This window comes from Chloroflexota bacterium (assembly GCA_026706485.1).
In the GTDB taxonomy this organism is placed as follows: domain Bacteria; phylum Chloroflexota; class UBA11872; order UBA11872; family UBA11872; genus JAJECS01.
The window spans coordinates 227,058-239,535 of the sequence record JAPOYR010000004.1 but is presented as its reverse complement, the minus strand read 5'-3'; the positions used below and the strand labels follow the sequence as shown (position 1 = coordinate 239,535).

At 69.9% G+C, this 12,478-nt stretch carries 10 protein-coding genes; 2 read left to right on the top strand and 8 right to left on the bottom strand.

Going from position 1 to position 12,478, the window contains the following annotated elements:
• Window positions 1-156: 156 nt before the first annotated feature.
• Window positions 157-1,353 carry a hypothetical protein gene (locus tag OXG79_03635; GenBank protein ID MCY3782860.1) on the bottom strand — a complete coding sequence of 399 codons (1,197 nt, stop codon included), beginning with the start codon at window positions 1,351-1,353 and terminating at the stop codon, window positions 157-159.
• 112 nt (window positions 1,354-1,465) lie between these two features.
• Between OXG79_03635 and OXG79_03630 the strand changes: the two genes are divergently transcribed.
• Together OXG79_03630 and OXG79_03625 are read left to right on the top strand one after the other, a co-directional pair.
• A complete protein-coding gene (locus tag OXG79_03630; protein ID MCY3782859.1) occupies window positions 1,466-2,848 on the top strand; it encodes an aspartate aminotransferase family protein in 1,383 nt (460 codons plus the stop codon).
• Window positions 2,836-3,606, top strand: coding sequence for a methyltransferase domain-containing protein (locus OXG79_03625; GenBank protein MCY3782858.1), 771 nt, complete (start codon window positions 2,836-2,838; stop codon window positions 3,604-3,606). Before OXG79_03630 ends, OXG79_03625 begins: the two co-directional genes overlap by 13 nt.
• On the opposite strand, the gene OXG79_03620 is transcribed toward OXG79_03625, so the two are convergent.
• From OXG79_03620 to OXG79_03590, 7 genes are all read right to left on the bottom strand, one after another.
• Window positions 3,603-5,018 carry a sugar transferase gene (locus OXG79_03620; GenBank protein MCY3782857.1) on the bottom strand — a complete coding sequence of 472 codons (1,416 nt, stop codon included), beginning with the start codon at window positions 5,016-5,018 and terminating at the stop codon, window positions 3,603-3,605. The genes OXG79_03625 and OXG79_03620 overlap by 4 nt on opposite strands.
• 1 nt (window position 5,019) lies before the next feature.
• On the bottom strand, window positions 5,020-6,135 hold the full coding sequence (locus OXG79_03615; protein ID MCY3782856.1) for a glycosyltransferase: 1,116 nt from the start codon (window positions 6,133-6,135) through the stop codon (window positions 5,020-5,022).
• 35 nt (window positions 6,136-6,170) lie between these two features.
• Window positions 6,171-7,139 carry an NAD-dependent epimerase/dehydratase family protein gene (locus OXG79_03610; protein MCY3782855.1) on the bottom strand — a complete coding sequence of 323 codons (969 nt, stop codon included), beginning with the start codon at window positions 7,137-7,139 and terminating at the stop codon, window positions 6,171-6,173.
• A 76-nt stretch (window positions 7,140-7,215) separates the two neighbouring features.
• Window positions 7,216-8,346, bottom strand: coding sequence for a glycosyltransferase (locus tag OXG79_03605; GenBank protein MCY3782854.1), 1,131 nt, complete (start codon window positions 8,344-8,346; stop codon window positions 7,216-7,218).
• Window positions 8,343-9,560 carry a glycosyltransferase family 4 protein gene (locus tag OXG79_03600; GenBank protein ID MCY3782853.1) on the bottom strand — a complete coding sequence of 406 codons (1,218 nt, stop codon included), beginning with the start codon at window positions 9,558-9,560 and terminating at the stop codon, window positions 8,343-8,345. The genes OXG79_03605 and OXG79_03600 overlap by 4 nt, the downstream gene beginning before the upstream one ends.
• A gap of 51 nt (window positions 9,561-9,611) precedes the next feature.
• Window positions 9,612-10,067, bottom strand: coding sequence for a DUF5069 domain-containing protein (locus OXG79_03595; protein MCY3782852.1), 456 nt, complete (start codon window positions 10,065-10,067; stop codon window positions 9,612-9,614).
• A 4-nt stretch (window positions 10,068-10,071) separates the two neighbouring features.
• Complete coding sequence (locus OXG79_03590) at window positions 10,072-12,474, bottom strand: penicillin acylase family protein (GenBank protein ID MCY3782851.1); 2,403 nt, start codon at window positions 12,472-12,474, stop codon at window positions 10,072-10,074.
• Window positions 12,475-12,478 lie beyond the last annotated feature (4 nt).

Sequence of the window (12,478 nt, the reverse complement as noted above, 5' to 3'; positions counted from 1 at the left end):
CCTTTCCCATCAAGCGACCTTCGCAAGACCCGGCCAACTCGAGGATGACCGGGGAAACTTCATCCGCCCCCAGATTCAATGACGGGTGGATTCCCGCCTTCGCGGGAATGACGGAGGGGTTACGCAAAGGTCTCCCTTCGCGGAAATGACGGAGGGTTACGCCGAGGTCTTCACCGGAGCGGCCATGAGGGGCATGTCAACCGCGTCCGGTCGGGCCAATCGCAGGAAGAAGTGCCCCAGGCCGGCCGATCCCATCATGAAGTCGGGGCTGTAGTTGCCCGGCTCGTCCCCGCGCCAGCGGGCGCCCTCCGGTCCTTCTTCGCGGTAGGCCGCGGCGGCGGCGCCGAATTCCACGGCTCGCTCGAGCCACCGGTCGTCCCCGAGCACCCGCCACAGCTCGAGGAACAGCTCGGCGTTCCCGGCCAGCCCGTGGCACTGGCTGGGATTGGCTCGGACGTCTCCGGCGGCGTAGGTCGACTCGGCGGCGCGCAGCGCCAGGTCCTTGAGCTCGTCGTCCCCGAGCGCGGCAAATGCGCGGGCCGCGAAGAGCCCGACGCCCGGCGCTCCGTGGCACCACTGCACACTCGCCGGACGTTCGTCGCCCGGCCAGCGTCTCCACGTCGGCCCGGGTTCCGCGTGCGCGTCGATCCAGCGCGCCGCGCCCACCACCGCCTCCGGCAGTCGCGGGTCGCTCGAATAGCGGCAAAGCTCTGCCAGGAAGCAGGCAATGCCCGCGGTCCCATGCGCGAAGCCAATGCCGTCGAAGCTCCCCGACCGGCGATTCCAACGCCAGTACCACCCATGGTCATCCGTGCGCGCGCGCTGCAGCAGGTGCTCGCCCGCCGCGACGGCCAGGTCCAGCGCGCCGGCGTCGCCCGTGACCTGGTGCGCGCGCAACAGGAAGGTGCCCGTGCCCGACGCCCCCTCCAGCGGATCCTCGTCCTGATACGCGATGCCGCGAAGGGCCTTGACTCGCGTTCGGGCCAGGTCGAGCCAGCGCTCGCGACCCGTGCATTCGTAGAGGTGCAGAAAGGTCATGCCGTCGCCCGCCACGCCGAAATACAGGCCTGGATCGCGGTCGGGGGCGGTGAGCGCGCGTCGCGTTTGCGCCTCGATCCACAGCGCCCCGCTCTCAGCCACGTCGCGGAAGCGGGTCTCTCCCGTCGCGGCGAAGAGACTCGCGAGGAGGATGACCGGTCCGGCGGAGCCCGCGAACACGTCAGTGCCATAGGCGTCCTCGCCGAAGTAGGTGCGCGTGCGCCAGCGCGACCCGGCCACGTCCGGCTCGGCCGCAGCCAAGATGAGCCGTCCAACGTCGATCGCCAGGTCCAAGAACCGCTCGGTGTCCGGCATGTCGGCTCCTGCGAGGTCGCTGCGCTTGCCGCCAAGCCTACTCGGCGCACGCGACAAACCCCGCGGGCGGCGCGTACGCTGCCCACGTCAGACGTGCAGCAAAGCCCGTCCCATGGCTGAGCCCAACTCCCGGTCAAACGGCTCCCAGCACCCCGGCCTGTCCAACCTGATGGTCGACTTCAATCAGATGCAGGCCTTCATGGAGAACCCGCTGGTCATCGTGGAAGGCTCCGGGGTGCGGCTGACGGACGTGGAGGGCCGGTCCTACATCGACGGGATCGCGGGCATCGCCGCGATGCAGTTCGGCCATGGCAACCGGCCCATCATCGAGGCCATGCAGGCGCAGCTGGAGCGCGTCGCGTTGACCCTGCCCATCTACGCCACCAACCAGCCCGCGATGGAGCTGGCCGAGCGGCTTATCGATGTCTTCCCGCCGGAGTTCAGCACCGTCAAGTTCGTGAGCGGCGGTTCCGAGGCCAACGAGACCGCGATGAAGATGGCTCGCCAGTACCACAAGCAGACCGGGAATCCGGGCAAGTACAAGGTGATTTCACGCTACTCCAGCTACCACGGCGCGACCCTCGGCGCCCTGTCCGCGACCGGTGGAGCCGCGCGCAAGACGAAGTACGAGCCGCTTCCGACCGGATTCCTCAAGGTCCACCCGCCCGACTGCTTTCACTGCCCCTTCAAGCTCACCTATCCCGAGTGCGGCGTGCTGTGCGCGGAGATCGTGGACGAGGTGATTCGCAGCGAAGGCCCGGAGACCGTCGCCGCGTTCATCGCGGAGCCGGTCATCATGTCCGCCGAGGCCTTTGTGGTGCCGCCGCCGGAGTACTTCAAGATCCTGCGCGAGATCTGCGACCGGCACAACGTGGTCCTGATCTACGACGAGATCATCACCGGCTTCGGCCGGCTGGGCGAGCTGTTCGGCGCGGATGTCTATGGGGCGTATCCCGACATCATGACGGTGGGCAAGGGCATCAGCGGCGGCTATGCGCCGTTGGCGGCGGCCATCATTCGCGGCAGCATTTCCGAGACGTTCCTGGGCGAGCGGGACGATGGGGTGCACTTCAACGCGGGCCACACCTACTCCGGCAACCCCGTCTCCTGCGCCGCGGGCCTCGCCGCCCTGCAGCAGATCACCGGCGGCGACGTGCTGGACAACTGCCGCCGCCAGAGCCAGCGCCTGCGCCGGCACCTGGAAGACATGGCCGACCGCTACGAGGTCATCGGACGCGTTGACGGCCACGGCCTGCTCCTCGGCGCGGAATTCGTGGCCGACCGTTCCACCCGGGCCAGCTTTCCCGCTGATCGTCCGTTTGGACGGGCGGTCGGCGCCGAAGCGCGCCGGCGGGGCCTGATTGGCCGAGCCGGCGATCACGTGTGGGTATTCGCGCCGCCGCTTACGTCCACCGACGACGAGATCGACGAGATGGCGGCCATTCTCGACGCCTCGATCGCCGAGACGCTCGAGACCTACGAGTGGCCGGCCTGACGCCACAGGCCTTCGACGACCGGGTGGCCGGATATGCCGACTCGGCGTGCCACCGTTCCGGGCCGAGCCTGCCGTTGGTGCTCGAGTTCGCGAACGTCTCGCCCGAATACTTTGTGCTGGACGTTGGCACCGGCACCGGATTCGCGGCCCATGCGCTAGCGCAGCGGGGCGCATACGTGGACGCCCTGGACGTGTCGCGGCCGATGCTGCGCCATACGCGAGCGGCCGCCCCGGCGCCATTGCGCGCGGTGCGTGCGGCCGCCGGCAGCATTCCCGCGCGTGGCGGGAGCTACGACGTGGTCACGTGCCGCCACGCGCTGCATCATTTCGGCGACCCCGCCGACGCCATCGGCGAGATGGCCCGGGTCCTGCGCCCCGGCGGGCGGGTGGTCATTGCCGACACGCAGAGCCCCGACGATTCGTGGGTGGCTTCCGAAATGCACGCGATCGAGACGATCCGCGACCCCTCGCACGTGCGCAATCTGTCGGCCGCGGAGTTCCCGCGCTACCTCCGCGCCGCCGGGCTGGACGTGGCCGCCGACCGCGAGTGCCGTTCGCCCATGGACTTCGATCAGTGGGTGGCCCGCTCCGGCGGCACGCCGGCGATGGCCGACGAGCTATGGCGGCGGATGTCGGAGCCTCGGGTCGCCGCGGCCTTCGACGCTCATGTGGACGCGGGCGCGCGCCGCTTCGCTTGGCCGGTGCGCGTGATCGCGGCCGTGCGGCCCGTGTACCGCTTGGGCGCTAGCTCGACCTAGTAGGCCCCCCGCCCGCGCGCCACGACCCAGACGGTGCGGGCGAGGATGGAGATGTCGAGCAGCGGCGAGTAGTTCTGGATGTAGAACAGGTCGTACTCCACGTTTTCGACCAGCGGCAGATCGCCGCGGCCGTTGACCTGCCACCAGCCGGTGATTCCCGGAAGCACCGAGAGCCGTTGCCGCTGCCAGGATTCGTATTGGTCCACCACCCAGGGCAGTTCGGGCCGCGGCCCGACCAGGCTCATCTCGCCGCGCAGCACGTTCCAGAGCTGGGGCAACTCATCCAGGCTGGCGCGGCGGAGGACCCGGCCCACCCGCGTGACTCGCATGTCGTTGGCCGGCTTGTAGATGTCTTCGAGCCGCTGGCCGCTCTGCCGGGCCGCCTCGATCTGGGCCTCGGCGTTCGCGACCATGGTGCGGAACTTGTACATCGTAAAGAGCCGGCCGTTCTCGCCCACCCGGCGCTGGGCAAAGATGACCGGGCGCCCGGTTTCCAGCCAGACGGCCAGCGCGGAAAACGCCATCACCGGCGCCATCACCACCAGGGTCAGGAGCCCGAGCACCAGGTCGAACACCCGCTTGACCACCCGATCGAAGCCGGTGATCTCCGGCGCGCGCACGCTGATCATCGGGATGCCCCAGGTGTCCTCGGCCATCGTGCGCCCGGGCATCAGGTCGAAGACATCGGGCACCACGCGGATGCGCACGTCGGCGCGCTCCAGCGCCAGCACCGACTCTCGCAGCCGGCTGTGAGCATGGAGCGGCAGCGCGATGATCACGTCGTCGGGTCCATGCCGTTCCACGAGCGCCGGCAGCTCCTCCACAAGCCCCAGCACCGGTCGCCCATTCAGCATGGTGTCCTGCTTCTGCGCATCGTCGTCGGCGAATCCAATTACCTCGTAGCCCGACCAGGGCCGGTCGATGATGAGCCGGGACACGCGGTCGCCGACGGGACCGGCGCCGGCAATCAGCACCAGCCGCCGCGTGGCGGGCGAGAGGTGCCGCGTGCGCAGCGCCAGGTTGAGCAGCCAGCGGAAGTTGATCAGGATCGCCAGGTTGAGCACCACGAAGTAGACGAAGAGCAACCGCGACAGGAACTCGACCTTGAGCACGAAGAAGGCCGCGAAGAGGGCGCCCGTGGCCAGCAGCACCGCGAAGGTGATTGCGCGCGCTTCGAGCACCACGCGCATCACCCGTCGGTGGTCGTAAACCTTGGCGAAGCGCAGGAAGAACGGCCAGGTGACCGCGACGATGACGTACTCGCGCACGCCCAGCCAGTCCAGGTGCTCGCCGGCGCCGAAGCCGAACGGCAGCGCGTGCCGCAGCGCATCCGCCGCCAGCAGCGCCAGCATGGTCAACAGCACGTCGGCGATCGCGAGGAATCCGCCGACGGCGCGAGTTCGACTTAGCACGTCAGTTTGTCTGCACGAGTTCGCGGTATACGGCTTCGGTGGCGCGGGCCATGCCGTGGCGATCCTGCCGCCGGCGCATGCCGCACGCCGCCGCCTGCGTGATGGTGCGAGCCAGCGCCGGCTCTGTCAACACGCGCAGCGCCGCGCCGCCAGCCGCCGCTCCATCGCCGGCGTCCACCAGCAAACCCGTGTCCTCGTCGGAGATCAGATCGCTGGTGCCGATGGCCCGCGCGCCCACGACGGGCACGCCGGCCCACATGGCCTCCATGACGGCGTAGGGCACGCCCTCCCAGCGGGCGAGGTGCAGATAGACGTCCATGGCCGGCAGCAGGGTCCGGGCGTCGGGCACGAAGCCGGGACGCAGCGTGGCGTGCAAGAGGCCGAGGTCCGCGAGTCGCTGCTCCACCACCGTCTGCAGCTCGCCGCCGTTGATCCATAGCAGGCGGGTATCCGGACGCGCCGCGTGAATCACGCGGAACGCCTCGACGATGTCCATCGGGGCCTTTTGGGCGGTGAAGCGCGAGGTCGTGCCGACCACCGGCACATTGGGTGAAAGGCCAAGGCGTCGGCGCGCCTCGGGCTTCGACAGCGGCTCGAAGGGCTCGAAGCCATTGGGCACCAGGCGCACGCGCGACGACCCCAGAAGCCTTGCGGCCTCGTGCTGCTCACCGTCGGATAGGGCGATCACGCGATCGGTCATCGAGCCCAAGACTTTCTCGAGCCCGCGCGCCATGACGCGGGCGGCGCCGCCGGCAAAGTTCAGGTAGTAGAAGCCGTGCGGGGTGTGCACGGTGCGGACGCGGCTCCATCGCGCGGCGAGGCGCCCGGTGATTCCGGCCTTGGTGCTGTGGGTGTGGACGATGTCGTAGCCTCCCCTGCGGATCAGCCGCGCCAGGCGAACGATGGTCGTGGCGTCGGCCCACGGATTCAACGCCCGCAGCATCGGGATCTCCCGCACGGTCACTCCCGCCTCGCGCAGGTCGCTTGCAAACGAGGTGTCGCCGTGCGCTTCGGATCGCACCGCCGGACACGCCACCTCTACGGCCACGTCGGCCGGATCCAGCGACGTGGTCAGGTCGAACAGATGCCGTTTCGTGCCACCGATGGTGGCCTCCATCACCTGGAGAACGCGGATCGGCCGGCTGGCTGGCGTCAGAGTCGCCCTAACACCGATTCGCGCAGCCACGCGTACTCGGCCTCGAGGCCCTGGCGCACGGTCGTGGTGGGATTGAAGTCCAACTCACGGCGCGCCTTGCCGATATCGGCCTGGCTATGAAGCTGATCCGCCGGATTGGCGTCGGTGTAGATCAGCTCCGCCGGGCGGCCGACGACGTATTCCATCTCCTGCACGAACTCGTTCACCGAAACCGTCGGGCCGCTGCCGATGTTGTAGATCTCGCCGATCGGCAGTACGTCCAGCACCCGGGCCTGCGCCTCGACGGCGTCCATCACGTAGGTCAGCTCGCGCGTTTGCTCACCGTCGCCGTAGATCGTGATCGGGCGGCCCTCGGCGATGGCCTTCAGGCCGATGTGCGCCAGCATGTCCGGCCGCTGGCGGGGGCCGAAGAGCGTGTAGTAGCGCAGAATCACGACCGGCAGGCCGAAGAGCTGGCGAAACCCATTGAGCACGTGCTCGTCCATGAGCTTGGACATGGCGTAGAACGCGCGGGGATTCAGGTCGTGGTCCTCGGGCGTGGGCAGCTTCGGATTGAAGCCGTAGATCGACGACGTCGACGCGAAGCTGAAGAGCTCGACGCCGGACGCCAGGGCCGCTTCCGCCAGCCGCTGCGTCGAGAGGCAATTGTCGCGCATGTAGCGGCCGTAGTTGAACGCGGTCCATCCCTCGCGCACGCCGGCGCGCGCCGCGAGGTGGAAGATGAACTGCGCCCGGTCGGTCAGGGGCTGCAGGTCCAGGTCCATCAGGTGACCCTCGACGGTTTCGTATTCCGGGTGCGCCAGCAGCCGGCGCTCGTTGTCCCGCTTCTGCCGGATGTCGTAGGAGTCGGTGAACCCGTCCAGACCGATCACGTGGTGCCCCTCGGCGAGCAAACGCTCGGCGAGGTGGGAGCCAATGAAGCCGCAGGCTCCGGTCACGAGGCTGGTTGGGCGGTTACTGGACATTCAGGGTCTTCACGTCAAGGTGGCGCGCCCCACGCGCGCCTGCCTGAAAGTATATCGGCGTCGACTGCACCGCACTTCAGGCGCGTGCACCGAGCACCTCGTCGTACACGGCCCATGTGGCGGCCCGCATGCGGTCGAGGGCGAACGTCCCGCCGGCCCGTTGCGCACCCGCCGCACCCAGTCGGTGACGCGTGGTCTCGTCGCGGAGCAGGCGCGCCAGCGCTCCCGCGAAGCCGAACATGTCGCCCGCCGGGACCAGGATGCCGGATTCGCCGTCGCTCACCACCTCGGGCACGCCGCCCACGGCCGTCGCCAGCACGGGCCGGCCGGCGGCCATCGCTTCCAACAGCGCGAGGCCGAAGCCTTCCCAATCCGACGCCAGCGCCACGACGTCGCACGCGGCCAGCAGGCAGCGCATGTCGCTCCTGACGCCCAGCCAGCGCACCGCGCCGTCGACCTCGATGAGGTCGGCGAGGGCGTGGAGGTCGCGCTCGTAGACCTCCGACCCAAGCTGCCGTCCGCCCGCCAGCAGCAGCAGGGCGTCCGGTTGCTCGCGGTGCACACGCTCGAAGGCGCGCAACAGCATGCCGTGGTTTTTCTGCGGGTCGAGCCGCGCCGGGCACAGCACCACGCGGGCGTCCAGCTCAATGCCAAGCTCGGTCCGGGCGCCGGCTCGGTCCAACTCGGCGAACGGCGCCGCGTCGATGCCATAGCGCACCACCCGCGACTTGGCCGGCGGCGCGCCGCCGGTGGTCACGGCCCACTCGCGCACGGCGTCCGAGATGCCGATGGTGAGGTCCGGCAAGCGCGCGGTGCGCCGGTGGAGCCAGCGCCAGACCGGGTGCTCCAAGCGCGCCTCAAGGTTGTGCTTGGTCGACACCAGCCCGCGAACGCGCGCCGCGCGAGCGGCCAGCGCCCCGTACATGTCGGCCCGCAGCAGATGGGTGTGCACCACGTCGTAGCGGCCGCGGACGATGGCGGCGGTGAGCTGCGGCAGCCGCGTCCAGCCCCAGGCGCCGGCCATGGGGATGTGGCGCACCCGTCCGGCCAAACGCTCGGCGTCCGCGCGCAGGTCGTGGTCGCGGAAGTAGATCACGTCCTGCTCCATGCCGGCCGTGGACTCCGCGAGCAACTGCAGCAGATGGCCCTGGGCGCCGCCGACGGCCAGCGACGAGATGACGTGGACGATCCGGCGCGGGGCCGTCATGCGGCGGCGATCAGCGCCTCGTAGCGCGCCAGCGTGCGTTCCACCTGGCGGTCCAGGGTGAACCATTGCGCCACGCGCCGGCGGCCGGCCGCGCCGAGCTCACGGCCGAACGCCGGGTCCTCGACGATGAGCGACAGCCGGTCGGCCAGGCCCATGGTGTCGTCGGGATGCACGGCGAATCCCGTCTCGCCGTCGGGGACGATTTCCGGTCCCGCGCCGAGGGTCGACGCGATCACCGGCGTGCCAGCGGCCATGGACTCGATCAGCGTCAGATTGAACGGGTCCGGATAGGTCGAGGGCGCCAGCGTGACGTCCGCGGCGTGGTAGGCGTCGCGCAGCGTGTCTGCGTCAACCCAGCCCGGCAGTATCAGCCGGTCGCCGACGCCCAGCTCCTGCGCCATTTGGCGCAGCTTAGGCGCGTAGCGTGGGTTGTCGCCGGCAATGACCAGCCGCGCCTCGGGATTTCGCGCCTTCGCCAGGGCGTGAAGCGCCGCTTCGGCTCCCTTTTCGCGGCTCACGCGGGCGGCCAGCAGCGCCAGTGGCGCGTCATCGAGGCCAATCTTCGCCCGAAACCGCGTGCCGTCGCCCTGCGCCCACCACTCGGCGTCGACGCCGTTGTGCATCACCTCAGCCCCGCCGTAGCCGTTGGCGCGCAGCGCGGTCTGCAGCGCTTTGCTGATGACGAAAACGTGGGCGACGTACGACGACATCTGACGGTTGATGGCCGTATTGCGCGCCGGGTTCCAGCGGAACCGCTGGCACTTGGCGCAGTTGAACCACCGCTGGCGAAAGTCGACCCGGCCGCCGCTGCAGATGAACTTGATGCAGCAGAACAGCAGGAAGTCGTGCGCGGTGTAGGCCACCGGCGCGCCCGTGGCGGCCGCCGTCTCCAGCGACGCGAACGACAGGTGCTGGTGCACGTTGTGCGCGTGCACCACGTCCGGCCGAAAGTCAGTCAACGCACGGCGCACGCCGCCCAGCACCATGGGATTCATCATGGCCACCGTGCTACGGAATCGCTCCGGGTAGCGGGATTGGAGGCGCTGCACCTGCACCGGGCCGTCCGTCGTCTCGGTGGCCGCGTCGGGCCAGGTGGTCACCACGAGCACGTCGTGACCGCGCGCCGCGAACGCGCGCGCCAGGCGCTGCGCCACCACCCCCGCCCCGCCCCGGTTCGCGGGGGGATAGGTGTCAGCCAGTAGGGCAATGCGCATGGGCGCCTTCCGAGTGCGTATCCCTGATTCTAGGAACCCGGCGTCCGCCCGCTACTCGAACGGACGCCCGCCCGTCGGTACCTCTCGTCCCTCGTCGAGGTCCAGGCGATCGAAGTGCCGCGTGATGTCCGTGCGGTGCGCCTGTCCGCAGTCCGCCAGGAACTCCCGGAATTCGGTCCACGTCCAGCGATCGTTTTCGTCGTCGGGCGTGGCGGCCCACGACTTTCGGTTGAAGTCCTCGATCTCCTCACGCGTGCGCGGCGTCATGTGCTCGGCGATCCAGGCCCAGACGTCCGCGTCGGTCGGGCGGTCTCGCAACGCCTCAATGAATTCGTTGGCCGAAACGCCCAGGAACTGGAACAAGCGCTCCGACCGACCGGTCCGGGCCACGTACTCGCCCAGCGTCCCTGCCAGGTCCGCACGGCCCTTGTCGATGCTGCGCGGCAGAAACACGATCCCGCCGAGCTTCTCGTAGGGGCTGCGCGGCACCTCGCGCGTCAGGTCCATCGCATCACTCCTCTGGCTGCAACGTCCGCGTGTGGCTGATCGTTGTGCGCACATCGTCGCGTTCCAAGGGGACCTGGCGGTAGCGGCCCGCCAGCCAGTCGCCGAACTGGTCCGCATAGTGCGGGCTGCCCGGCTGCCCCGACGGTCCGGCCGCGTCCAGCGACCACAGGCAGGGCGGCGACTCCGCCACGTCCACGATCAGCCGATAGTTGGCGCCGCCGGTCGATTCGAATTCGGGCGACGACCCCGTGTTGCACACGACGAAGCCGTTGCCGCTCGAGGGCTCGCCACCGCGGTCGAGCAAGCGCCCCAGGTCGCCGCGGTCGGTCAGCAGGTGGGGCAGCCACACCTTGTGCAGCCCGCCCCAGCTCCACGCGGACATGTCGTCGCCGAGCCGTTCGGTGAGCAGGTCGAGAGCGCGGACCATGGCCGATCGCGCCGCCGCGTCACGCGCGTCCGCCGACGCAAACCACCCCGCCTCGTCGTCGCCCAGCAGGCCCAGCGACAGCGTGCCGATGCCTCCCGCCACGAAGGCCGCCGGATCGCCCACGGCCAGCGCCGAGGCGGCCGCCGAAAAGCGTTCCGAGGCCACCGCCTCGTCCCATTGCTGATGAAAGGCCTCGAAGATCGCCGCCGGGGCGCTCTCGGCGTCCATGCGGCAGTCCCAGGCGCGCAGCGCCGCGGCGGCCGCCTGCAACCGCGCATCGCCGCCGTCCAGGATGCGCGTCAACGCCTCGACGGAATTCACGGCCCGCAGCGACAGTGGGTCGTATTGCATAGCGGCCACGTCCTCGCGGCTGTGGGCCTCGCGCGACTCGATCATCTGCCGGATGCGCCGGGCACGATAGCCGCTCGGCGACGTATTGGAGAGCGGATACGGAAAGTCGGCTGGCGCCGGCAGGTTGTTGGCCGTCGCCACCCACCCGCGTTCGGGGTCGCGCACGCTGGGCATGCCTTCGAAGGGAGTCATCCCCGTCCAGGCGTCGGCGGGGTCCCAGCCGCGGCGATAGCCGCGCTCCACGCGCGACCGCAGCGGCACCTGGCCCGTCGCGCGGTAGCCGAAGCCGCCGTCCACGTCCGCGAGCACCATGCTCAGGGTCGGCGATACCCAGCCCCGCAGGGCGTCCTCGAGCTCGGCGCAGGAGCCGGCCCGGTTCCACTCCAGCAGCGCCGTCGGCCAGGCGCAGGGCAGCGCCCCGGCCCAGCGCAGCGAGACCGGCCCGGTGCCTTGCGCGAATCCCGGCAAGATGTCATCCACGATCGGACCGTTGCGCGACGACCGGATCGTCTCCTCGCGCACGCCCTCGCCGCGCACCGTGATTGACTCCACTCGCTCGCGCGCCGGTTCCCATTGGCCGTCGTAGAGGAAGGCGCCGGGATGCGCCGGGTCGGTGCGCTCCTGGTAGAGATCACGCTGCGAGCTGATGTTGTTGGTGATGCCCCACGCGACCCGCAGGTTGCGACCGAAGATGATCCCCGGCGCTCCCGCATAGCCGGAGCCGGCCACGTTGTACCGGCCGCCGACCAGGTGGACCTGGTACCAGCAGCACGGCGAGCCGAAGGCGATGTGCGGATCGCTGGCCACCACTCCGCCGCCGGACGCGCTGCGGCTCGGGCCGATGACCCAGTTATTGCTGCCGGTGCAGTCGTCGACCCCGCCCAGCGCGGGTTCCAGCGGGTCCGCGCCGCTGCCGGCGCCAGCGTACTCCCCAGAATGAAGGATCGTCTCGTCGATCGCCTCGGCGGTCATAAACGCGCGGTACAGCGGACCGTCGCCCAGCACGCGCCGCGCCACCTCGGGAATGGCAATGACGGGAAACCGCCCGGTCAGATACCAGCGGAACTCACCCAGCAGCGCGATGGAGTCCAGCGGCCGCCACGGCTCCGGCCGGTAGTCGAGCAGGTCGAACTCGATGGGCAGCCGGTCGCGGCACTCGTCGATGAACGCGTTCACGCCCGCCGCGAAGGCGTCGTAGCGCGCGGCCGTCTCGGCCGGCAGGCGGTCCGTTTCCTCCTCCGCGATTCGATGCAGCCCGACCGTGCGCACGAGCAGGTCGTAGTCGAACGCCTCCGCACCCAGGACTTCCGCCAGCCGCCCCAGCGCCCGCCGCCGCAGATAGTCCATCTGGAACAGCCGGTCCTGCGCCATGGCGTATCCGTAGCCCACGAAGAGGTCGGTCTCGTTCTCGGCGTAGACGTGCGCCAGGCCGCTCGTGTCTCGGTGAATCTCGACCGCCGCGCCGACAGGGCCTGACCGCTGTCCATCGGTCGCCGCCAGCCGGCTCTCGAGCTCCTGGTTCCACCAGGTCTCGAACTCGACGTCCGATAGCCCGGCGGCGGCGCGGACGGCGTCGATCGCCTCGCCGCGGCCTATCTGGTGCAGGATCCGGCGCGAGTCGATGGCCATGGCT

Coding starts and splice junctions, on each gene's coding strand:
- OXG79_03605 (MCY3782854.1), bottom strand. CDS start 8,346: ATGACGGCCCCGCGCCGGATCGTCCACGTCATCTCGTCGCTGGCCGTC.
- OXG79_03600 (MCY3782853.1), bottom strand. CDS start 9,560: ATGCGCATTGCCCTACTGGCTGACACCTATCCCCCCGCGAACCGGGGC.
- OXG79_03630 (MCY3782859.1), top strand. CDS start 1,466: ATGGCTGAGCCCAACTCCCGGTCAAACGGCTCCCAGCACCCCGGCCTG.
- OXG79_03635 (MCY3782860.1), bottom strand. CDS start 1,353: ATGCCGGACACCGAGCGGTTCTTGGACCTGGCGATCGACGTTGGACGG.
- OXG79_03615 (MCY3782856.1), bottom strand. CDS start 6,135: ATGGAGGCCACCATCGGTGGCACGAAACGGCATCTGTTCGACCTGACC.
- OXG79_03595 (MCY3782852.1), bottom strand. CDS start 10,067: ATGGACCTGACGCGCGAGGTGCCGCGCAGCCCCTACGAGAAGCTCGGC.
- OXG79_03590 (MCY3782851.1), bottom strand. CDS start 12,474: ATGGCCATCGACTCGCGCCGGATCCTGCACCAGATAGGCCGCGGCGAG.
- OXG79_03610 (MCY3782855.1), bottom strand. CDS start 7,139: ATGTCCAGTAACCGCCCAACCAGCCTCGTGACCGGAGCCTGCGGCTTC.